Below are 22,095 nucleotides of genomic sequence, written 5' to 3'. Positions count from 1 at the left end.
CCTCGACGCATCTCCCCCGTATCACGCTACGGCATCGGAGCGACCTCGGGGGTTGCGGACCGGGCGGTCGATCCGCATCGTAAATTGGTCTTGCCCGGCCGCCTCTTCAGAGGCGACCGGGCAAGGCTTGAGAGGGATCAGAGATCGATGAGGTCGTCGCCTGCGACGTCCCCACCCGGGCTGAAGAAGTTGCCGCTGTTCTCCCATTCGAAGTCGTTCTCGACCTCGGTGTTGAACTCCTCGTTGAAGGCGTCCTCGATCTCGACCTCGACGTTGGTGTGGTCGGAGTAGTCGTTGAACGAGTCGTCGATCTCGACCTCGAACTCGTTCCACTCGTTGGTCGAGTTGTCCTGGAAGGAGTCGCTGATGTGCGTCTCGATCCAGGTGTTGCCGATCGAGATGTCGCCGACCTCGGTGTTGGTCCACGAGTTGTCGACGTCGGCGTCGTCGCCGGCCGCAGCGCCGTTGTCACCGGAGTTGGCGACGGCCTCCTGGTCGAAGTCCTGCTCGACGTCGCCGTCGACGAAGCCGAAGGACTGGTTGACCGACTGGTCGACGACCTGAGCGCGGTTGTCGAGCTCGAGGCTCAGTGCACCGGCAGCACCAGCCGCCGCGGCAGCAGCGCCGCCACCCAGAACGCCGCCGATGTTGAGGTCGCCGCCGACACCGGTGTTGTACTGGCGCACACCCACGGTGACCGAGTCGTCGTTCAGCGTGGTCTCGTTGAACGAGTCCGTGTAGCTGTTGTAGGCGTCCTCGATGTCGCGGTTGTCGTCCGTCGAGTTGTCCGAGTTGTCGTTGAACGAGTCCTCGATCTCGACGTCGACCTCGAGCTCGTTCTCGACCGAGTTGTCCGAGTTGTCCGACTGGTTGCCCACGCCGACAGCGGCGTTGTTGGTCGAGTTGTCGGAGTTGTCGGAGTTGTCGGTGTTGCCCGAGAAGTTACCGTTGCCGGAGTCGTCGATGTCGGTGGCGTCGCCACCCACGTTGTCGGAGAAGTTGCCGTTGCCGGAGTCCTCGACGTCGACGTCGGTGTTGCCGATCTCGTTGTCGGAAGCGATGTCGTTGCCGACGGCGCTGTCCACGATGTTGTCGTCGTTGCCGACCGCGCTGTTGACGTTGTTGTCCTCGACATCGACGTCCGTGTCGTTGCCGACCACGTTTCCGTCGTTGCCGACAACGTTGTCCTCGACCTCGACGTCGGTGTTCCCGACCTCGTTGTTGGAGAGGACGTCTTCGATGTTCGTCTGAACACCCAGCACGTTGGTGTTGTCGTCAGCCATGATTGATCCTTTTCTCGCTGAGCCAGGGTGGCGGTGTATGAAGAGTCTCTGCCCGGGCGGTCGCCGCCACATCCGGAGGTTCCCCGCACTTCCCCCCTCCGCAGAGGGGGATCCGGTGGGGGTTTCGGGGATGCAGCCCGGGGTACCCCCGTAGGCTCGGCGGGTGGAACTCTCCGAATTCGAGGCGCTCCTGACGCCCGAGGGGCTCCGGCTGCTCGACGCCATGCCGCCGGTCGACTCGTCCGACGATGTCGCGCGGGCGGTGACGCGGCTCCGTCGCGACGGTCACTCCCCCGACCTCGTGTCGGCGGTCGTCGGGCAGGCACGGCTGCGCACGCGCGCACGGCCGAAGTTCGGCGAGCTGGCCGAGCGGATGCTGTTCACGCGCGCAGGGCTCGAGCAGGCCACCCGCCTACCGATCGCGGCCCGCCACGCGGCGCGCTTCCGGGATGCCGGCTTCGCCCATGTCGCCGACCTCGGCTGCGGCATCGGCGGGGACGCGCTCGGTCTCGCCGGCCTCGGCCTGCGCGTCACGGCGGTCGACGCCGACGAGATCACTGCGGGGATCGCCGCCTACAACCTGGCCCCGTTCGGCGCCGACGTCGAGGTGCGCCACGGCACCGCGGAGGAGGCGGATCTCGAGGGCGTCGACGCCGCGTGGCTCGATCCCGCGCGCCGCACCGCCGGTCACGCCGAGACCACACGCACCCGTCCCGAGGACTGGTCGCCGTCGCTCGACTGGGTCTTCGGCCTCGCGCGACGCATGCCCGTCGGCGTCAAGCTCGGGCCCGGCCTCGATCGTGAGGTCATCCCCGACGACGTCGAGGCGCAGTGGGTGAGCGCCGACGGCTCCACCGTCGAGCTCGTGCTGTGGTCGGGCGCGCTCGCGCGCGAGAGGGTGCGGCGAGCGGCGCTCGTCATCCGCAACGACAGGGCGCATGAGCTGACGGCGGAGACGGATGCCGACGACGAGCCCGCTCGCGAGCTCGGCGCCTACCTGCACGAGCCCGACGGCGCGGTCATCCGCGCACGGCTCATCGGCGACGTCGCCCGCAGCCTCGAGGCGGGCATGCTCGACGAGCACATCGCCTACCTCACGTCGGACGCCGCCCTCACCTCGCCCTTCGTGTCGACCTTCCGCGTGCGGGAGGTGCTGCCGGCGGAGGTGAAGGCGCTCAGCAAGGCCCTCCGCGAGCGCGACATCGGGCGCCTGGAGATCAAGAAGCGCGGAGTGGATGTCGATCCCGCGGCGCTGCGCACCCGCCTGAAGCTCCGCGGGTCGGCGTCGGCCACGCTGCTGCTCACGCGGATCGGCAACAAGCGCACCGCGATCCTCGCCGACCGCGTCTGACCGCTGCCTCGGGGATGCCGCGCTCATTCTCCCGATTCCGTTCACTTGCGCTGAATGTACGGCCGAGGCTGTATTTTTCCGTATGTTCAGCGCAAGTGAACTGACGGGGAGGGCCGGCAGGCGGGGGCGCGGCGCGGGAGGCGGGGCGGGAGCGGGGCGGGTGTCAGCCGAAGAAGTTGGCCCGCATCGCGGTGAAGAGCAGCCACCCGGCGCTGTAGAGGATGGACAGCGCGCCCAGGGCGATGGCCCACACCGCCACGGCGCGGTTCTCGAGCGGGCGACGCAGGGCGATGATCGCCGAGACGACGGCGACCAGTCCGATAGGGAATCCCCACCCGACGAACATCGACACCAAGAGGCCGACGACCGCGAACGCGAGCGCCCAGCCCGCGAGGCCGCTGTGGAACGCGGAATCGGTCGCCTGCCACGAGGTGTCGTCCGGCGTGAACTCACCACCCGGCTCGGCGGGAGCCGTCTCGACGGTGACCGCAACCGGCGCGGTCGGCAGGCGCTGGAACCCGCCGCGATGCGCCCCGGGCAGCGGCGAGGCGTCCTGCGCGAGGTCGATGTCGGGCGAGACCGACGTGACCGTCGGCTCGGCCGGGCGCGGCGGCGCAGGGGGCTCCGCCGGCACCGTCGTGTCGGCCGGTCGCGGCGCGGCGGCGTCGGCGGCCGCGCGCGGCGGCGCAGGGGACTCCGCCGGCACCGTCGTGTCGGCCGGTGGCGACGTGGCGGCGGGCGGCGTCGTGGCGGCGTCGGCGGCCGGGGGCACCGGGGTCTCGGCCGACACCTTCGTGTCGGCGGGTGGCGGCTTCGCCCCGGCCGGGGGCTCGCGGGTCGCGTCGTCGCCGGGGACCGGCATCCGTTCGTCCGTCATCGCGACTCCGCGACCTGGATCTCGGTGACGGGCAGCGTCGAGTCGGCGCCGAACTCGAGCGTCGACGGAGCGCGGCCCGACATGATGAGCTCGGAGGTGAGGGCGGCGATCATCGCGCCGTTGTCGGTACACAGCGACAGCGGCGGGATGCGCACGGTGACGCCCTCGGCTGCGGCTCGCTCGAGCGCCACGTCGCGCAGGCGCCGGTTGGCGATGACACCACCGCCGAGCAGCAGGCGCGGCACGCCGTGGTCGCGGCACGCGGCGAGCGCCTTGGTCACGAGCACGTCGACGACGGCCTCGCGGAAGCTCGCCGCGACATCCGCGACCGGAACCTGCTCCCCCGCCGCCTGGCGCAGCTCGACCCAGCGGGCGACCGCCGTCTTCAGCCCTGAGAACGAGAAGTCGTAGCGGTGCGCCGCCATGTCGGACGCGCGGGACAGGCCGCGCGGGAAGGGGACCGCCTTCGGATCGCCGGATGCCGCCGCCCGATCGATCTCGGGGCCCCCGGGGTACGGCAGCCCGAGCAGCCGTGCGACCTTGTCGAACGCCTCCCCGGCAGCGTCGTCCATCGTCTCGCCGAGCAGCTCGACATCGGTGGTGAGGTCGCGCACGAGCAGCAGCGAGGTATGGCCGCCGCTCACCAGCAGCGCGACCGTCGGGTACTCCAGCGGGGGCGCGTCGGTGTCGAGGATGTCGGCCGCGATGTGGCCGACCAGGTGGTTGACGGCATAGAGCGGCTTCTCGAGCGACACGGCGAGCGCCTTGGCCGCGCCGATTCCGACCATGAGGGCTCCCGCGAGACCCGGGCCGCTCGTCACCGCGACGGCGTCGAGATCGGCCAGCGCGACGCCCGACTCGGCGAGCGCCGCCTCGATGGACGGCTGCAGCGCCTCGAGATGCGCGCGAGCGGCGACCTCGGGCACGACCCCGCCGTAGCGGGCGTGCTCGTCCATCGAGCTGGCGATCGTGTTCGACAGCAGCGTGCGGCCGCGGACGATCCCGATGCCGGTCTCGTCGCAGCTCGTCTCGATGCCCAGCACCAGCGGTTCGGCGCGGTTCACGTGCACACCCCTCCGTCCCACGCGGGCGCTGCACCGCCGCTGGGCGCTGAGGCGGCGCCGGACGCGGAGCCGGCACCGGGCGCCGAGCCGGCACCGGGCGCTGAGTCTGCACCGGGCGCTGAGCTTGCCGAAGCGCCGTGCCAGCCCCGCACATCGAGCTTCATCACCACGGCGTCGACGTCGTCGGGCTGGTAGTACCGGGGCTTGCGGCCGATCTCGGCGAAGCCCTCCGAGATGTAGAGCGCCTGCGCGACCGGGTTGTCGGCGCGCACCTCGAGGAAGACATGGGCGACACCGCGGCGCGCGGCCTCGTCGAGCAGCGCCCGCAGCAGCGAACGGCCGCGACCGCGCCCCCGCGACACGTCGGCGATGGCGATGGTCTGGATGTCGGCATCCTTCGCTCCAGCGACCGCCCGCAGTCCCGCGTAGCCGACGAGTCGGCCGGCCTCGTTGTCGACGACGTACCAGCCGTGCGGGGAGGCGAGCTCTTCGCGCATCATCGCCTCCGACCAGGCGTCGGTGGGGAACGATGCGCGTTCGAGAGCCATGATCGCGGCGAGGTCGTCGCCGGTCGCCCTGCGGAGGCTCATGCGTCGTCCCGCTGTGAATGGGACGGCGCCCGGTCGCCTGATCGTTCGGCGGATGCGGCGACGTTGACCCGCTTCGGTGCGTGCGGCAGCGTGACGTCGGGCGCTCGCAGGTACAGCGCGTCGACCGAGCCGATGCTCCGCCCGGCGGCGAGAGAGCGTGCCGCGGCGAGCGCGAGCATCGCGGCGGGGATGCGGTCGGCGTCGCGGCGTTCGGCCGCCGCCTGCGCGAGCGCCGCATCGAGGTCGTCGCGGGGGACGAGCGCCGGCTCGGCCACGCGGATCGGAAGCCCGTCGTCGTCGAGTCCGCGGTAGAGCGTGTACGCGAACTCGCGCCGGCGCGCGTCGGTCACGACCGCGAAGGTATCGTCGTCGGGATTCTCGTAGCCGCCGACCGAACCCCAGTCGGCCGTGAGGGCGCTGTGCAGGAGCAGCTCCAGCGCGACGGCGTCATGGCTCACGACGGGAATGACGGGCACGCCCCGGCCGAGGGCGAACGTCCGTGCCGCCGCGATGCCGACGCGCAGCCCGGTGAACGGTCCCGGTCCCATTCCGGCGGCGACATGCGTGATGTCCGAAGGGCTGACGGATGCCTCGGCCAGCGCCCGCTCCAGCAGGGTGCCGATGACCTCGGCGTGCCCACGCGGATCGAGGCTGGCGGCCTCGGACCGGATGACGCCGTCGGGCTCGACCACCGCCACTGCGGAGCCGAGCGACGTGTCGATGCCGAGGATCACCCTTCCAGGGTAGTCGGCGCGCCGTGGCGCGAGATCTTCACGAGGCGGGGTGCGTCGGCATCGAGCTCTGCCTCGTGGGCGACGCCGTAGCACGCGTCGTCCTGCCCACGCCCGTGCCATTCACGGTCGAGCTCCACCTCCCACCAGTGGTCGCGGATGCCGTCGACGAGACCCCTCCCCCACTCGACGATCACGACGGAACCGTCGAAGTCGATGTCGAGGTCGTCCAGTTCGGCGGCCGAGCCCAGCCGGTAGGCGTCGACGTGTACGAGGGGCGTACCGCCGACGAGCGACGGGTGCGTGCGCGCAAGCACGAACGTCGGGCTCTGGATGGGACCTCGCACGTCCAGTCCCCGGCCGATACCCCGCGTGAGCGTGGTCTTGCCTGCGCCGAGCGGTCCGGTGAGGACCACCATGTCGCCGGGGCGCAGCATCCGTCCCATTTCTTCGCCCAGCGCCTCCATGGCGTCGGGCGAGGTGATCTCACGCGCGCCGACGAGTGCGTCGATCCCCTCGCTCATCCCGCCTCCCCCGTACCGTACTCAGGACCGCTGCTCTGGGCCCGTTGCGCGGACCGCAGAAATACGCGCGCGCCGGGCCGAGGCCGCTGCATCAATCCTGAGAACGGAACAGGCAGCACGCTCATTCCGCGACCTGCCGCCGGGCGACCCGAGGGCCGATGCGCGTGACGATCTCGTAATTGATCGTGCCCGCGGCATCCGCCCATTCCGTCGCGGCTGGTGCCCCCAGGGTGGGATCGCCGAAGAGCACCGCCTCGTCCCCCACGGCAACGGGCGCATCGCCGACGTCGACGACGAACTGATCCATGGCGATCCGGCCGGCGACGGTGAACCTGCGCCCGCCGATCACGACGGGACCCGCCCCCGACGCCTGCCGGGGCACACCGTCGGCGTAGCCGAGCGGTACCAGGGCAAGGGTCGTGTCGCGCTCAGGGCGGTAGTCGTACCCGTACGACACGCCCTTGCCGGCGGGCACGCGGCGCACCGCGGCGACCGCACCGCGCAGGGTCATCGCAGGGCGCAGGCCGAGGTCGGCCGACGTCCGATCGGCGAACGGCGAGAGTCCGTAGATCCCGATGCCGATCCGCACGCACCCGAGGCGCGACTCGGGCAGGTCGATCGCGGCGTGCGTCGCGGCGAGATGCCGCAGCGGCGGCGCGAGTCCGAGCGAGGCCGCGACGCCGATGCCCTCCTCGAACGCGCGCAGGGCCGCGCGGTCGTCCTCCGCCGAAGCGTTCGACAGGTGGCTGAACAGGGCGTAGACGCGCACCCGGCCGATCCGCTCGAGCCGCGCGGCCTCGGCGAACACCACGCGGTAGTCCTCGGGCGCGATGCCGTTGCGCGACAGCCCGGTCTCGAGCTTGAGGTGCACTCCGACAGGACGGTCGGCGGATGCTGCCGCCGCGGCTCTCTGCAGCTGGTCGAGGCTCGAGATGCCGAGCTCGATGCCGCGTGCGGCCGCCTCGGCGAAGTCGGCGCCGGGAGCGTGCAGCCACGCGACGATCGGCGCGTCGATGCCGGCGCGGCGGAGTGCGAGAGCCTCGGTGATGTCGGCGACGCCCAGCCGCGTCGCGCCGCCCGCGAGCGCCGCGAGCGCCGAGCGCACCGCCCCGTGCCCGTAGCCGTCGGCCTTGACGACGGCGATGACCTCCGAGCCGGTGAGCCGGCGCAGGTGCCGCACGTTGTCCTCGATGGCGCCGACGTCGATCGTCGCCTCGCGGAGCGTCCCGGCGGGCAGACGGCTCATGCGGCCCCCTCCGTGGTCGGGGCGGCGCTCGGCGAGCGCCGAGACAGGCGATCCTCGTCGAGACCGGCGACGTCGCCCTCGGTTTGGGCGCGAATCCCCTGATTCGGTGAGGCCGGGGATTCGGGCATCGCCTCGGCGATCACGTACGCCGTCGCGAGGCCGGCATCGTGCGACAGCGAGAGATGCAGAGCGGTGATCCCCCGCGAGGCGACGACGGCGGCCGTCGATCCGCACAGCGAGAAGACCGGGCGACCGGAAGCCTCGGAGGCGACCTCGATCTCGGTCCAGTGCACGCCGTCCGAGCCGCCGAGCGCCTTGATGAGCGCCTCCTTCGCGGCGTACCGCGCGGCGAGCGAGTGCGGCTTGAGCCGGCGTTCCGCGTCGGAGAAGAGCCGTTCGACGAGCCGCGGTGTGCGCTCGATCGTGCGCTCGAAACGCGGGATGTCGACGAGGTCGACGCCGATTCCGACGATCACGTGAGCCTCCTGCCGCGCCGCGCGCGCGGCATCCGACAGACTATCGCGCCGCGCCGGGCGCCCCGCCGCTCCGGGTGCGCTGCCACCCCGGCGCCTCCCTCGCTTGTTCACTTGCGCTGGATGTAAGCGCCACGCCGGATCGGGCGTACGTTCAGCGCAAGTCACCGGGAGACACCGACGGTCGTGCACTGCACCTGAGGCGCCTCGGCCCCGCCGGGGCGCGTCGGCCCACCGGGGGCGCCTCGGCCTCGCCAGGCCCCCGCCCCCGCCGGGGGGCGTCGCGCCCGCCGCGGCCCGCCGGCGGCAGGACCCGAGCGCGCGGATGCCGGCTACTCGACCGTGACCGACTTGGCGAGGTTGCGGGGCTGATCGACGTCGAGTCCCTTGGCCGTGGCGAGGCCCATCGCGAAGATGTGCAGCGGCACGACGGCCAGGAGCGGCTCGAAGAAGGGTCCGGCGAGCGGGATGCGCAGCACTTCGTCGGCCTTGGGCAGCACCGCGGCGTCGCCCTCCTCCGCGATCGCGATGACCCGAGCGCCGCGCGCGCGGATCTCCTCGATGCTTGAGATGACCTTCTTGTGCATCTCGGCCGACTTGCGTGGCGACGGCACGATGACGAACACGGGCTGGCCGGGCTCGATGAGGGCGATGGGTCCGTGCTTGAGCTCGCCGGCGGCGAATCCCTCGGCGTGGATGTACGCGAGCTCCTTGAGCTTGAGCGCGCCTTCGAGTGCGATGGGGTAGCCGACGTGGCGGCCGAGGAACAGCACCGAGCGGGTGTCGGCCATCCAGTGGGCGAACTGCTCGATGCGGGGCTGTTCGCGCTCGAGGATCTGCGTGATCTTGCCCGGGATCGCCTCGAGCTCGCGAACGTGGTCGGCCGCGTCCGCCGGCGCGATCGCGCCGCGGACACGTCCGATGTGCAGCCCCATGAGGTACAGCGCGGTGATCTGCGCGACGAATGCCTTGGTGGAGGCGACGGCGACCTCGGGACCGGCGTGCGTGTAGACGATGGCGTCGGACTCGCGAGGGATGGTGGCGCCCTGCGTGTTGCAGATCGAGAGCGTCTTCGCGCCGCGCTCGCGCGCGTACTTGACCGCCATGAGCGTGTCCATCGTCTCGCCCGACTGGCTGATCGAGACGACGAGGGTGTCCGCTCCGATCACCGGATCGCGGTAGCGGAACTCATGGGCGAGCTCGACGTCGACCGGGATGCGGGTCCACTGCTCGATCGCGTACTTGCCGACCTGGCCGGCGTAGGCGGCCGTGCCGCACGCGATCACGATGATGCGCGAGATGCCGCGGAACAGCTCGTCGAGGCCGTCGAGCTCGGGGATGACGACCTCGCCGTCGCGGATGCGGCCGCGCAGCGTGTTCGCCACGGCATCCGGCTCTTCCGAGACCTCCTTGGCCATGAACGACGACCAGCCGCCCTTCTCGGCGGCAGCAGCATCCCACGTCACCTCGAAGGGCTCGACCTCGACGGCGTTACCCGAGAAGTCGGTGACGGTGACGGCCCCGGGGGTGATCGCGACGATCTGGTCCTGGCCGATCGCGAGGGCGTTGCGCGTGTGCTCGACGAAGGCGGCGACGTCCGAGCCGAGGAAGTTCTCACCGTCACCCAGCCCGATCACGAGGGGCGAGTTGCGGCGTGCACCGACGACGAGGCCCGGCTGCTCCTGGTGCATCGCGAGCAGGGTGAACGCGCCCTCCAGTCGCGAGACGACGGCGCGGAAGGCCTCGACGAGATCGCCCGACCGGTCGTACTCGCGGCCGAGCAGGACGGCGGCGACCTCGGTGTCGGTCTCGCTGCGGAAGGTGAAGCCGTCCGCGAGGAGCTCGTCCTTGAGCTCGGAGAAGTTCTCGATGATGCCGTTGTGGATGACGGCGAGCTTGTCGTCGTCGGCGAGGTGCGGGTGGGCGTTGCCGTCGGTGGGGCCGCCGTGCGTCGCCCAGCGGGTGTGGCCGATGCCGGTGGTGCCGTCGGCGAGCGGGTGCGCGGCGAGGTCGTCGCGGAGCACCTTGAGCTTGCCCGCACGCTTGCGCATGCCGAGGTCGCCGTTCGCGTCGATCACGGCGATGCCCGCCGAGTCGTAGCCGCGGTACTCGAGCCGTGAGAGGCCTGAGATCAGGACGGCCTGGCTCTGCCGCGGGCCCACGTATCCGACGATTCCACACATGCCGACAATGGTAGGCGGGGGTTTTCGCAAGGAGCCCTTACGAATAAGGATGCCGCGGCGGCTGGTAAGTTTCGTCTCGCTCGTCCCTCGCTCGCTCAACCTTGACGCGCATCGCATCAACGCTCCTTCGTCGCATTGATCCGATGCGTCAAAGCTTGCGGAGGAGCACCGTCTCGACGGTGTGGTCGGCGCCCTTCTGCAGTACGAGGTCGGCGCGGTGGCGCGTCGGAAGCACGTTCTCCTGCAGGTTCGGCAGATTGATGGTGTTCCAGTAGCCGAGCGCCCGATCCACGGCCTCCTCATCGGAGAGGTGCGCGAAGACGTTGAAGAACGAGTTCGGGTTGCTGAAGGCGGCGCGGCGCAGGGCGAGGAAGCGGTCGACGTACCACTGGGCGATGTGCCCGGCATCCGCGTCCACGAAGATCGAGAAGTCGAACAGGTCACTCACCGCGACGTCGTTGGGCGTGGGTGGCGGCTGCAGCACATTCAGGCCCTCGACGATGACGATGTCGGGGCGACGCACGGTGACGACGGCGTCGGGGACGATGTCGTATCGCATGTGCGAATAGAAAGGTGCGCGTACCTCGGGGGCGCCGCTCTTCACCTCGGTGAGGAATGACACCAGCGCCCGGCGGTCGTACGACTCGGGGAAGCCCTTGCGGTCCATGAGGCCGCGTCGCTCGAGTTCGGCGTTCGGGTAGAGGAAGCCGTCGGTCGTGACGAGCTCCACGCGGGGCGTGCCGGGCCAGCGGCTCGTGAGCTCGCGCAGCAGACGCGCGATCGTGGACTTGCCGACCGCGACCGAGCCGGCCACCCCGACGATGAACGGCGTCGTGGTGTCGGCCTCGCCGAGGAACGCGGACTCCTCGGCGCCCAGCCGCTTGGTCGATTCGGCATACAGCGACAGCAGCCGCGACAGCGGTACGTACACCTGTGCGACCTCGGCCATGTCGAGGCGGTCGCCGAGGCCGCGGATCTGCACGATCTCGGTCTCGCTCAGCGGCTGCGTCAGACCGGCCGCGAGCCGCGCCCAGTCCGCTCGATCGATCTCGCGATACAGCGAGAGGATGGGGGTGACCGCCCCCAGGTCGTAGGCGGTGGCTTCGTCGGCGGACATCGCGCCCATCGTAACCGCTCTCGACCGCTAGCCTGAGACGCGTGCGCCTCGGAGTCCTCGACATCGGCTCGAACACCGTCCACCTGCTGGTCGCCGATGTCCGCCCCGGCGGCCGGCCGCTCGCGACGACGAGCCAGCGCACGGTGCTGCGCCTCATGCGCTACCTGGCTCCTGACGGCTCGATCACCGACGAGGGCGTCACGGCGCTCGTCGCCGCGGTGAGCGAGGCGCGAAAGGTCGCCGCGGCCGAACGCGTCGACGAGCTGCTCGCGACGGCGACCTCGGCCGTCCGCGAGGCGAAGAACGGCCCCGAGGTCATCGCGCTCATCGAGGAGGCGCTGGGCCAGCCGCTGCAGGTGCTGGGCGGCGAGACCGAGGCGCGGTACACGTTCCTGGCCGTCCGCCGCTGGTTCGGCTGGGCCGCGGGGCAGATCCTCCTCTTCGACATCGGCGGCGGCTCGCTCGAGATCGCCGCGGGGCCGGACGAGCTGCCCGAGGCGGCGGCATCCGTCCCCCTCGGCGCCGGCCGCATGACGATCCAGTTCCTTCCCGACGACCCACCGGGCGAGGCGGCGGTCGAGCAGCTCCGCGCGCACGCGCGGTCGACGCTCGCGCCGGTCGCCGCGTCGTTCGGCAGACTGGCCCGCCCCGATCACGTGGTCGGCTCGTCGAAGGCGATCCGCTCGCTCGCGAAGCTGGTCGGCTACCCCGCTCCCGGCTGGTCGGGGATCGAACGGATGCTGCTCCCCCGCGCAGCGCTCGGCTCGTGGATTCCTCGGCTCGCGCGCATCCCCGGGTCGGCCCGGCAGGAGCTGCCGGGGATCACTCCCGACCGGACGTTCCAGATCGTCGCCGGTGCGGTCGTGCTGCACGAGGCGATGCGCGCCCTCGACGTCGACGAGCTCGAGGTCTCGCCGTGGGCGCTGCGCGAGGGCGTGCTGCTGCGCTACATCGAGTCGCTCAGCTGGAGCGCGCCGTCGGCGTGACGCCGGCCAGTCGCCTGAACCGCCGGCCACGTCCAGTCGGCAGCGGCCGGCCAGCCCGCGATCACGCGTCGACGGCCTCGGTGAACGCCGAGTAGATCCCGGCGACCGCGATGCCGGCGAGATGCCACTCGCGCGCGTCCTCCTCGCCGAGGGCGACGGTGCGCGGAGTTTCGATCATCGCGGGGTTGATGCGGCGGTGGTCGCCCATCCCGTCGATCATCGCGATCACGGCTACGGCGAGATCGTGCTCGGTGAGGCCCGCCCGCATGCGCAGCCCGAATGCGGCATTGAGCCCGCGGTAGACCTCGGCCATGCGATCCAGGTACCGCTCGACGATCTCCGCGATCTGCACGCGGATGCCTTCCCCGCCCGGCACCGCGTCGCCGCTCGAGAGCGCCGCCGAGATCGTGCGGTACACGCTCCAGGCGACGGTGTCCTCCACGGACGCCATGTTGTGCGCGACAGCGACCCGCAGCACCTCGCGTAGCGCGGCCTGCCGCCCCGCCGGGGTGCTCGCAGCATCGGAGCTCTCGGCAAGTGCGCGCTCGATGAGCTGCAGCGTCTCGCCGTCGAAACCGGTGTCGAACCCGGGATCCGCCTCGAACAGAGCCCGGACGAGATCTGCGACGAAGGCGGCGCGGTCGGGCCAGATGCGGAACACCGTGGACCGCGGCACGCCGGCGGCACGGATCAGGTCCTCGAGCTCGATGTTCGCGTAGTCGAGCAGGAGCCCCTCTGCCTTGACCCGCTCGACGGCGGCGTCCAGCATGAGCGCCCGCGTCTCACCCGCGGGTCGGCGTGATCGGGGTCCGGGATCCTGCACCCTTCGATTATCGCTGGCACGCGGCAGGTTGTGGACCCCCGCGACGCGCGACCAGGTCGCGGTGCCGGGTCCCCACAACCCGGCACCGCCCTGGTCCTCCGCGCGACAGCATGGGGCCGTCGACGGATCGCCCGTGCTCGTTCCCCCCAGGGTCGAGCACGTGGCCACTCTAGAGACTCTGAGTCTCATGTCTCAAGTCGGCGTGTCAATCGCTGAGGAGGAACTGATCCACCATCAGGTGTCCCCACTCGCCCGTGGCATCGTCGAGGATCTGGATCTGCGCCGTCCGTCCGGCGAACTCCCTCACGTCCCACTCCACCGGGCGCAGCCGCGCCGAGTCCTCGCCGGTCGCGGTGCGAACGGGCTGACCGTCGACGAGCAGCTGCACCGATGTCGCGGGCTCCACGCCCAGCGGATGATCGCCACCGCCGACCAGGAAGTGGAGGAAGTTCCGGTCGACGGTGAAGGGCGGCGAGGTGATCGCGCCGGTCGCCGGGTCTCCCCCTCCCGCGAAGGTGTCGGCGACGTGCGCCCCGACCTGTCCTACCAGGCTCGAGGCTGAGGGAGCGGCCGCCGCGAAGCTGCCGGCCGCCGTCCACCCCGCTCCCCACGTGGCCCCTTCGATGCCGCCGATGAGCTGCGCCGGCCGCTGTACGACGCTGCCGAACTCCGTGATCGTCAGGTCGTGGAACGTGGCCGGCCCGCCCGCCGAGTAGAGTGCGATGCCGTCGTCGCCCGGGGGCGCGAACACCTGACTCGAGTGCACGTAGCGGCCGTCGTCGACGAAGACCTCGATGGTGGTCCGGTCCACGAGTATCCGCAGGTGCACGCGGCCGTCGTCGTTCGAGAAGGGCGTGCGGCTCTCGGACTTCCAGGTGCCCGCCGGGTAGCCGGTCTGGCCGCGGTTGAGGTACGCGTAGGTCTCCGTCACACCGACGTCGGCGTGCCGGGTCCCGTCGGCGGATCGTCGCAGCTGCAGCCCGATGTTGGATGCGGTCTGCCATGTCACGTCCGCCTCCACCTGGTAGGCGTCCCCCTCGTACGCGAGGGGCAGGAACCCGTCGACGGTGACGTCGCCGAGGTCGGCGCGCGTCGTGGCGATGTTCGCCAGTGCGGCGACCGGCTGGGAGACCAGGCTGAAGGTCGACCCGTAGCGCTTGAGCCGGATCTCGCGCGTGATGGAGTCGGTGCCGTTGAACCCGTCGGATGCCCACGTCGGCGTCGAGTGCGCGTAGTCCCAGTTGTTCATCCAGCCGACGGCGTACCGGCGGTCCAGCGGCGCCGCCGGGTCCTCCCAGGTCACCGCCCCGTACCAGTCGAACCCGTGATCGAGCCATTGCGGAGCTGCCTGGTCGAAGGCGAACGACGTGCCGTCGAACGAGCCCGTCCAGTACGCGAAGGTCGCCGGCTCGTTCGTCGCGTACCCGTTCGCGCTGACGCCGAACACCCACGTGAGGGAACCGTCGTCGGCCCGGATCTGGAAGAGGTCCGGGCATTCGATGGTGCCGATGCCCGGGTTCACGTACTCCCACACCCGCGACCAGGTCTTCAGATCCGGCGAGGTGTAGAAGCTCACGCGATCACGCTCCGCGATCAGCGCCACCCAGCGGCCCCGCTCGGCATCCCAGACGACCTTCGGATCGCGGAAGTCCGCCCGGCCTTCGTTGGGGATGACGGGCGCCTCGCCGGACGGCTGGAAGTTCCGGCCGCCGTCCGTCGAGTACCAGAGGAACTGCGCCTGCGGGCCGGACGCGTTCGCCTGCTGGGCGAGGGTCGGATGATCCATCTGCGTGACGAGCATCACCACCGCGCCCGCGCCGAACCCGGCGGTGTTCGCGTGATCGACGACCGCGGAACCCGACCAGAGGTCGTAGTTGGCATTGGTCTTCTTGGGCGCAGCGACGCCCTGATCGGCGAAGACGACGCCGTCGTAGGAGGTCGCCAGCCGCCACTCCGTGCCGAAGTTCGCCGTCGGATCGGCGTTGTAGTCGCCGTTGTAGAGGTAGTAGTAGTGGAATCTGCCGTCGACGTAGACCGGCCGCTGCGGGTCGTTCTTCCAGTGGTCCGGCACCGTGAAGTGGTACTGCGCGCGGTGCTCGTCATCCGGGTCGGCAGCCCGGGCCGCGTCCGCCTGCGATCCGCCCACCAGTCCGCCTGCCACGCCGATACCGATCACAGCGAGCGCACCGGCGGCCAGCCGCACCCGCCCTCGTCCTGCGTCTGACACCATCGTCATCCCTTCTCCGTGCGGGCGTTGCACCCCGCGACCGCGGGCTGGACCGGCACCCGCCCGCAGGGTGCCGGTCCAGATCGGTGTCAGGCGCTCGCCACTGCCTCGGTGGCGCCTTGCACGAGCCGCCCTCCGCGCCACTCCACGGGCATGGGATCGGTGACGCCCCCGACGAACGCCCCATCCTCGCCGGCGTTCCGGAAGGCGAAGAGGAGCCACTGGCCGTCCGAGCGGCGTCGCAGCAGACGCCCGACGTAGAGCCGCTCGTCCGTCACGGGGTACGCGGCATCCACGTCGAACGGGCCGAGCAGGCTCTTCGCCGGCACCGCCCATGTGCCTCCGCCGGCGTCGCGCCGCGCGTCGGTGGCGTGTTCGGCGAGGCACGAGAAGATCAGCACCGGCTGCCCCTCGACGACCTCGGCCTGCAGCACCTCCAGCTGCCCGAACCCGTGCTCGCTCGGCACGGTCAGCGGCGCGCGCAGCTCCCACGTGCGCAGGTCGGGCGACCAGGCGTGACCCACCACGCCCCGGCCGGCGACGGGCCCCTCGGGCGCGCGAGCGGTGAGCAGCATGTGCCACCCGTCGCCGTCCGGGTCGGCGAACACCCAGGGGTCGCGGAAGGCCTCATCGTGCCAGGCGCCGCTCGCGAGCTTCTCGTACCAGGGCTCGCGTGCTTCGAGCACCGGCCCGTCTGCCTTGGTCCAGCCGAGCAGGTCGGACGACGTGGCGTAGCCGATCCGCTGCACATTCCGGCCGTCGGCGGCGAGCGAGGCACCTGTGTAGAACAGGAACCACGTCCCGTCCGGATGCCGCACCACCGAGCCTGTCCAAGTGGCGAGCTCGTCGAAGGCCGGGGCATCGCCGTGCACGAGCGCGTCGGCGACCTGCGTCCACTCGACGAGGTCGGTCGAGACCGCGTGGCCGATCGCCGCGCGGTGGTGGCGGGCATCCGGATCATGGAGCGCGCGCGAGGCGTAGAGGAAGAACAGGTGATAGCGGTCGCCGTCGTCGGCGAACCAGAAGTCCCATACCCAGGAGCCGGGGAGGTCGAACAATGCAGGAGCCTTTCGAGTCGGGCGCGAGACAGCGCGCCGGGTGAACTGGTCGGCTGAACAGCCGGAAGCGGGAGTCGCCGAGAGGCAGGAGCAACGGTTCGCGTCACGCGATCCGCGCGAGCAGCTCCTCCCGCCGCGGCGGGTCGGCGCCCGGTCGCGACACGGTGATGGCGGCGGCCTCGGCGGAGCGGCCCAGCAGCGCCTCGAGTTCGTCGGGACGGATGCCGCCGCCCGGCGTCCGCAACCCGGGGCCCGCCTCGCGAGCGAGAAGGCCGTCGATGAGGGCGCCCATGAAGGTGTCGCCGGCGCCCACCGTGTCGACGACGTCGGTCGACACGGCGGGAACCACGACCTCGGCGTCCGCCGTCACCGCGACCGCTCCTTCGGCGCCGCGCGTGACCACGACCAGGCCAGGGCCGCGGATCACCCACTCACGCGCCACCGCGATCGCATCCCGACCCGGGTGCAGCCACTGCACGTCCTCGTCGCTGGTCTTCACGACATCGGCGATGCCGATGAGCTCGTCCACGCGGGCGCGGACCGCCTGCGGGTCGCGGACCAGCGATGGGCGGATATTGGGGTCGTACGTGATGATCACGCGGCCGTGCACCGCGCGCACGAGTGCGGCGACCTGGCCGGCGCCGGGCTCGAGGACGGCGCCGACCGAGCCGACGTGCACGAGGTCGGCCGAGCCGAACACGTCCTCTGCGAGTCGTGCGACCTCGCCGCCGAGATCCCACTCCAGATCGAACGTGTACGTCGCGGCCCCGCTCGCGTCCAGCACCGCGGTGGCGGTCGACGTCCGCGGGGCGGCGACGGCGTCGACGGCCACCCCGGACTGCTCGAGCCAGCGCCGCACACCGCGTCCCCGGTCGTCCTCGGCGAGTCGCGTGACGAGGATCGGAGCGCGGCCGAGGCGTCCGAGCGTCAGCGCGACGTTCGCGGGGCTGCCGCCCGGCGCCTCGTCGACCGCCCCGCCGGCGCGGTGCACGATATCGACCAGGGACTCGCCGACCACGACGACGTGCGGCGCGGCATCCGTGCTCATCCCTTCACCCCGCTCGCTGCGATGCTGCTCACGAACGCGCGCTGGAAGATCAGGAACACGATCAGCACCGGCAGCGTGATGAGCGACGTGTACGCCATCACTTCGCCCCACGCGGTGTTCAGCTGGAAGAAGTACTGCATGCCGACCATGACGGGTCGCAGCTCCTCCTTCTGCACCACCATGAGCGGCCACAGGTACTGGTTCCACGCCGGCAGGAAGGTGAGGATCGCGACCGTCGCGAACGCAGGGCCCGACAGCGGCACGAGGATGCGGCGGTAGATGGTGAACCAGCTGGCACCGTCGATCCGCGCCGCCTCGTCGAGCGACTTCGGGATCGTCGAGAAGTACTGCGTGAACAGGAAGATCGAGAACGCGTTCGCGATGAACGGCACGATCTGCACCTCGTAGGTGTTGAGCCAGCCGAAGTCGTACTTGAGCACCCCGCCCTCGATCACGAGCGTCGGCAGCTGCGCCACCCAGTAGACCATCGGCACCGCGATCGTCTCGAACGGCACGATGAGCGTGGCGATCACGACGGCGAGGACGACGATGCGCCCCTTCCACTGCAGTCGCGACAGCGCGAAGCCCGCCATCGAGTTGACGATGAGACCGAGTCCGACGGTGAGGACGGTGACGAACACCGAGTTGAACAGGAACTGCGCGACGGGCACGCGATCGAAGACCCCGAAGTAGTTGTCGAGGCTGATGTCTCCGGTGGGCAGGAACGCGTTCACCGAATCGACGTCCTGCAGGATCTGCGCGTCGGGCTTGAGGCTGGACACGAACATGAACACGAGCGGGAACAGGAACAGCATGCCGAACAACGACATCGCGATGTACACGAGGATCTTTCCGCGCAGCCGATGGGACTTCTCGCTGCGGACGGGGCGCACGGGCGGCGACGGGCGACGCGCGTCACGCGCCGTGGTGAGGGTTCGGGTCTCGGACATGGGTCAGTCCTTCTCTCGCGTCAGCCGGCGCTGGATGAGCGCGATGATCAGCACGGCGACGAAGAAGATGAGCGAGATCGCGGCGGCGTAGCCGATCTCCTGCTGCTCGTAGCCCTTCCGTACGGCGTGGAAGACGATCGTGGAGGTCGAGCCCTGCGGGCCGCCCTGGGTCATCACGTCGACCTGTACGAAGAGGCCGAGGGCTGCGATCGTGATCGTGACGAGCACGAACACCATCGTCGGGCGAAGGCCCGGCCAGGTGACGTTCGTGAACTGGCGCCACGGGCTCGCGCCGTCCATCCTGGCGGCCTCGTAGAGCTCTTCGGGAATCGTCTGCAGACCCGAGAGCCAGATGATCATGTGGAATCCGACGGCCTGCCAGATCGACATGAAGATGATCGCGCCGAGCGCGGTCTGCGGATCATTCAGCCAGTCGGCGCCCGACCAGAGGCCGAAGGTGAGGGCGTCGATCATCGAGTTGATGAGGCCGTCCTGCTGGTACATGAACTTCCAGAGGATCGACACCACGACGATCGAGGTGACGACCGGGATGAAGAAGATCACGCGGAAGGCGGTGACCCCGCGCATGCGCCGGTTGACGAGTACCGCCAGCAGCAGCCCGAGGGCGGCCTGCACGGGCACGACCACCAGCGCGAAGACGGCCGTGTTGCCGACGGACTGGACGAACAGCGGGTCGGCGGTGAACGCGCGGACGAAGTTGTCCATCCCCACGAAGCGCGGGGGGTTGGGCGAGATGAGCCGCGCATTCGTGAACGACAGCGTGAAGGCGAGGACCACGGGGATGATGAGGAACAGGACCAGGAGGATGCCGGCGGGGGCGATCATCCCGAGTCCGGCCCAGGTCTCGCGCCCCTTGATGGAGCGGAAGCGACGGAGTTCGCGCCGAGGTTCTTCGGCGGCGACCGTCGGTGGAGTGACAGTCATGGCAGGTCTCTCTGAGGATGCGCCGGCGGGGGCATGAGGCCCCCGCCGGCGCGGCGGATCACTGGAAGCCGTACCCGTCGTTCGACGCGATGTTCGCGTCGATGTCCGACACGGCGCGATCGAGCGTCTCCTGCACGTCGGCGCCGCTCATGATGTCCTTCGCGGCGGTCTCGAACGTGGCCGAGATCACCGCATAGGCGGGCGTCTCGGGCCGCAGCACCGCGTACTCCTGCGAGAACTCGACGAACGGGCGCAGGGCGCCGTCGTCGCCGAAGTACTCCGACGCCTGCGCGGCCGCCTCGGTGGCGGGGATCACGACCTGCTTGTCGGCGAACTCGGTGATGTACTCGTCCTGGAAGCTGAACTCGAGGTACTGGCGAGCGCCGTCGGCGTCGTTGCACTCCGACGAGATGCCCCACTGCCACGAGCCGCCGCCGATCTTCGGGCCGTTGCCGAGGTCCGGCGGGGGCAGGATGAGCAGGTCGTCACCGACCGCGTCGAGCGCGGCGACGGCGTTCCAGACGCCCGTGTAGCTGAGCGCCACCTCGTCGTCGACGAACTCCTGGTTGCCCACGGTCCCGCTGTTGTCGGCGTAGCCGTCGGCGAAGAGACCGGCGAACCACTCGCCCCACGCGACCGCCTCGGGTCCGTTGAGCGCACCGTCGGCGGTGAGCATGGTCGAGCGGTCGATGAGGTCGCCGCCGAAGCTCTGCAGGAACGGCGAGTACGCGTAGGGCCACCACTCGCCGGTGTCCTCGGCGCCGATGTCGATGGGGGTCTCGTAGCCGGCATCCTTCAGCGTCGCCAGGGCCGCACGGAACTCGTCGGCCGTCCACGGCTCCTCCATCGTCGGGATGCGGATGCCGTTGCCCTCGAGCACCGACTCCCGCGCGAAGATGGCGAGCGCGGCATCCCAGTACCCTGCCGAGTAGATCTCGTCCTCCCACACGCCGACCGCGGTGGGCAGCAGCGAGTCGGTGAGCTCGGTCGGCAGCTCGAGCGGCTGCAGGTACCCGGCCCACGCCCAGTTGGGCATGATCGGCCCGTCGAGGTCGAGAAGGCAGGGAAGATCTCCGGATGCCGCGGCCGCGACGATCGCGTCGTTGTAGGCGCCCTGCGGGAACGACTCGTGGACGACCTCGTACTCGTCCTGCGAGTCGTTGAAGTCGGAGATGATCTGCTCGTAGACCTCGAGCTCGGCGGGGTTACCCGCCGAGTGGGTCCACATCGTCAGCTGTGTGCGGCCGTCCGCGGTCGTGTCGTCTCCTTGACCGGCCTGCCCGCAGCCGGTCAAGGCGATCGCCGTGACCAGCCCCGCGGACACGAGGATCGGGGTCCTTGTGCGCATTGTTGTGGTTTCCTTTTCTTGGTGACTCACGCCCGCGTGGGTCACCGATCGGTGGCCGCCTGTGGCGGCCTCTCGGTGTGTGAAGCCCGTCGCCGGTTCGGTTTGGCGACTTGCGCCGGCGGCGGGCCTACGGAGTCTCGTCGGATGACGGGACACTCCATGAGGTGCGTGGCGTCCTCATCCCCCTCTGCGCGGACGCCGAGCGCGACCTCCATCGCCCAGCGGCCCATGTCGTAATGGGGCAGCGCGATGGTGGTGAGGGGGGGATCCTGTTCCGCGGCGATGAGCTGCTGATCGTCGTAGCCGACGATCGAGAGATCCCGCGGGATGTCGAGGCCGCGGCGGTGCGCGGCGATGTACACGCCGACGGCCATGCGGTCGTTGAAGCAGAAGATCGCGGTGGGGCGCTGCTCCTCGGGGAGCTCGAGCAGTTGTTCGAAGGCGGCGCGCCCGCCGCGGGCGGTCGTCTCGCCGTGAACGTGGAGCGCCGGATCGACGGGGATGCCGTTCTCGGCGAGCACTTCGAGATAGCCCTCGTGGCGCAGGGTGGACGCGATGGGAGTGTCGTCGGTGTCGATGTAGGCGATGCGCCGATGCCCCGCGGCGACCAGTTCGCGCACGGCCGCCGCGCCCCCGGCGCGATCGTCGGGGACGACGGAGCGGAAGCCGCCGTTCTCGGGCCGGCAGTCGAGGAAGACCGCCCCGGCGGGCAGTCCGGCCGGAGCGGGGACCACCTGATGCCACATGCACGCGTAGATGAGCGCGTCGACCTGCTGGGCGGTGAGCGCGCGGATGGCGTCGGCTTCGATCGCACTGTCGCCGCCGGTGTCGATGAGGAAGACGAGGTGGCCGTTCGCTCGCGCGGCGTCTTGCGCCCCGGCGAGCATGTCCCCGGCGAACGGAGTCGTCGCGATCTGGTCGGAGATGAGGCCGACCGTGCGGGTCTGCTGCGTGCGCAGCCCGCGGGCGACCGAGCTCGGCGCGTATCCGATCGCGCGCGCGGCTTCGCGGACGCGAATCCTCGTCTCCTCCGAGATGCGCGACTCCACATCGTTCATGACGAGCGAAACCGTGGTCACCGAGACGCCGGCTGCCGCCGCCACGTCTGAGATCCGGGCCCTCGCCATGTTGTGCACTCCATTGTGATAAATCGATTTATCGAACGGGTCGATTATGAACCGACGAGCGGCGTCGCGTCAAGCGCCATGTCTCTGAAGCCCGTGTCCCCCGAACGGCCGACATGCGCGATCCGCCATCCCGTGTCACTATGA

At 70.5% G+C, this 22,095-nt stretch carries 19 protein-coding genes and 1 pseudogene; 2 read left to right on the top strand and 18 right to left on the bottom strand.

From position 1 onward, the window contains the following. Positions 1 to 137: 137 nt before the first annotated feature. Positions 138 to 1,283: a hypothetical protein gene (locus tag MRBLWS13_RS16790; RefSeq protein ID WP_349426464.1), complete on the bottom strand. Its 1,146-nt coding sequence runs from the start codon at positions 1,281 to 1,283 to the stop codon at positions 138 to 140. A 163-nt stretch (positions 1,284 to 1,446) separates the two neighbouring features. Between MRBLWS13_RS16790 and MRBLWS13_RS16785 the strand changes: the two genes are divergently transcribed. Continuing rightward, the gene (locus MRBLWS13_RS16785) at positions 1,447 to 2,634 is read left to right on the top strand and encodes a class I SAM-dependent methyltransferase (RefSeq protein WP_349426463.1); all 1,188 of its coding nucleotides are present in this window, start codon (positions 1,447 to 1,449) and stop codon (positions 2,632 to 2,634) included. A gap of 163 nt (positions 2,635 to 2,797) precedes the next feature. Here MRBLWS13_RS16785 and MRBLWS13_RS16780 read toward each other — a convergent pair whose 3' ends face one another. The 9 genes and pseudogenes from MRBLWS13_RS16780 to coaA form a co-directional block, all read right to left on the bottom strand. Next, entirely contained in the window at positions 2,798 to 3,511 is a 714-nt protein-coding gene (locus MRBLWS13_RS16780) for a hypothetical protein (RefSeq protein ID WP_349426462.1), read from the bottom strand. Beyond that, complete coding sequence (tsaD, locus tag MRBLWS13_RS16775; protein WP_349426461.1) at positions 3,508 to 4,575, bottom strand: tRNA (adenosine(37)-N6)-threonylcarbamoyltransferase complex transferase subunit TsaD; 1,068 nt, start codon at positions 4,573 to 4,575, stop codon at positions 3,508 to 3,510. Before tsaD ends, MRBLWS13_RS16780 begins: the two co-directional genes overlap by 4 nt. Beyond that, entirely contained in the window at positions 4,572 to 5,165 is a 594-nt protein-coding gene (rimI, locus tag MRBLWS13_RS16770; RefSeq protein ID WP_349426460.1) for a ribosomal protein S18-alanine N-acetyltransferase, read from the bottom strand. Before rimI ends, tsaD begins: the two co-directional genes overlap by 4 nt. Next, positions 5,162 to 5,899: a tRNA (adenosine(37)-N6)-threonylcarbamoyltransferase complex dimerization subunit type 1 TsaB gene (gene tsaB, locus MRBLWS13_RS16765; RefSeq protein ID WP_349426459.1), complete on the bottom strand. Its 738-nt coding sequence runs from the start codon at positions 5,897 to 5,899 to the stop codon at positions 5,162 to 5,164. Before tsaB ends, rimI begins: the two co-directional genes overlap by 4 nt. Beyond that, a complete protein-coding gene (tsaE, locus tag MRBLWS13_RS16760) occupies positions 5,896 to 6,420 on the bottom strand; it encodes a tRNA (adenosine(37)-N6)-threonylcarbamoyltransferase complex ATPase subunit type 1 TsaE (RefSeq protein ID WP_349426458.1) in 525 nt (174 codons plus the stop codon). Before tsaE ends, tsaB begins: the two co-directional genes overlap by 4 nt. A gap of 121 nt (positions 6,421 to 6,541) precedes the next feature. Continuing rightward, the gene (alr, locus tag MRBLWS13_RS16755; protein ID WP_349426457.1) at positions 6,542 to 7,666 is read right to left on the bottom strand and encodes an alanine racemase; all 1,125 of its coding nucleotides are present in this window, start codon (positions 7,664 to 7,666) and stop codon (positions 6,542 to 6,544) included. 125 nt (positions 7,667 to 7,791) lie between these two features. Next, positions 7,792 to 8,142, bottom strand: a pseudogene (locus tag MRBLWS13_RS16750) (holo-ACP synthase); the annotation flags it as partial. Positions 8,143 to 8,471: 329 nt separating this feature from the next. Next, positions 8,472 to 10,322: a glutamine--fructose-6-phosphate transaminase (isomerizing) gene (glmS, locus tag MRBLWS13_RS16745; RefSeq protein ID WP_349426456.1), complete on the bottom strand. Its 1,851-nt coding sequence runs from the start codon at positions 10,320 to 10,322 to the stop codon at positions 8,472 to 8,474. A 148-nt stretch (positions 10,323 to 10,470) separates the two neighbouring features. Next, positions 10,471 to 11,439 carry a type I pantothenate kinase gene (coaA, locus tag MRBLWS13_RS16740; protein ID WP_349426455.1) on the bottom strand — a complete coding sequence of 323 codons (969 nt, stop codon included), beginning with the start codon at positions 11,437 to 11,439 and terminating at the stop codon, positions 10,471 to 10,473. A 41-nt stretch (positions 11,440 to 11,480) separates the two neighbouring features. Between coaA and MRBLWS13_RS16735 the strand changes: the two genes are divergently transcribed. Beyond that, positions 11,481 to 12,425, top strand: a complete 945-nt coding sequence (locus MRBLWS13_RS16735) for a Ppx/GppA phosphatase family protein (protein ID WP_349426454.1) — start codon at positions 11,481 to 11,483, stop codon at positions 12,423 to 12,425. 61 nt (positions 12,426 to 12,486) lie between these two features. Here MRBLWS13_RS16735 and MRBLWS13_RS16730 read toward each other — a convergent pair whose 3' ends face one another. From MRBLWS13_RS16730 to MRBLWS13_RS16695, 8 genes are all read right to left on the bottom strand, one after another. Beyond that, entirely contained in the window at positions 12,487 to 13,248 is a 762-nt protein-coding gene (locus tag MRBLWS13_RS16730; RefSeq protein WP_349426452.1) for a hypothetical protein, read from the bottom strand. Positions 13,249 to 13,453: 205 nt separating this feature from the next. Continuing rightward, entirely contained in the window at positions 13,454 to 15,484 is a 2,031-nt protein-coding gene (locus MRBLWS13_RS16725) for a GH32 C-terminal domain-containing protein (RefSeq protein ID WP_349426451.1), read from the bottom strand. Positions 15,485 to 15,564: 80 nt separating this feature from the next. After that, the gene (locus tag MRBLWS13_RS16720; RefSeq protein ID WP_349426450.1) at positions 15,565 to 16,533 is read right to left on the bottom strand and encodes a glycosyl hydrolase family 32; all 969 of its coding nucleotides are present in this window, start codon (positions 16,531 to 16,533) and stop codon (positions 15,565 to 15,567) included. Positions 16,534 to 16,636: 103 nt separating this feature from the next. Further along, on the bottom strand, positions 16,637 to 17,581 hold the full coding sequence (locus tag MRBLWS13_RS16715; protein ID WP_349426449.1) for a carbohydrate kinase: 945 nt from the start codon (positions 17,579 to 17,581) through the stop codon (positions 16,637 to 16,639). Further along, a complete protein-coding gene (locus MRBLWS13_RS16710) occupies positions 17,578 to 18,531 on the bottom strand; it encodes a carbohydrate ABC transporter permease (protein ID WP_349426448.1) in 954 nt (317 codons plus the stop codon). Before MRBLWS13_RS16710 ends, MRBLWS13_RS16715 begins: the two co-directional genes overlap by 4 nt. A gap of 3 nt (positions 18,532 to 18,534) precedes the next feature. Beyond that, entirely contained in the window at positions 18,535 to 19,476 is a 942-nt protein-coding gene (locus MRBLWS13_RS16705; RefSeq protein ID WP_349426447.1) for a sugar ABC transporter permease, read from the bottom strand. Positions 19,477 to 19,534: 58 nt separating this feature from the next. Next, on the bottom strand, positions 19,535 to 20,824 hold the full coding sequence (locus MRBLWS13_RS16700) for an extracellular solute-binding protein (RefSeq protein ID WP_349426445.1): 1,290 nt from the start codon (positions 20,822 to 20,824) through the stop codon (positions 19,535 to 19,537). 41 nt (positions 20,825 to 20,865) lie between these two features. Further along, entirely contained in the window at positions 20,866 to 21,951 is a 1,086-nt protein-coding gene (locus MRBLWS13_RS16695) for a LacI family DNA-binding transcriptional regulator (protein WP_349426444.1), read from the bottom strand. Positions 21,952 to 22,095 lie beyond the last annotated feature (144 nt).

The organism is Microbacterium sp. LWS13-1.2 (assembly GCF_040144835.1).
Taxonomy (GTDB): Bacteria; Actinomycetota; Actinomycetes; order Actinomycetales; family Microbacteriaceae; genus Microbacterium.
The sequence above is the reverse complement of the archived record's forward strand: the minus strand, read 5'-3'. Positions and strand labels throughout refer to the sequence as shown.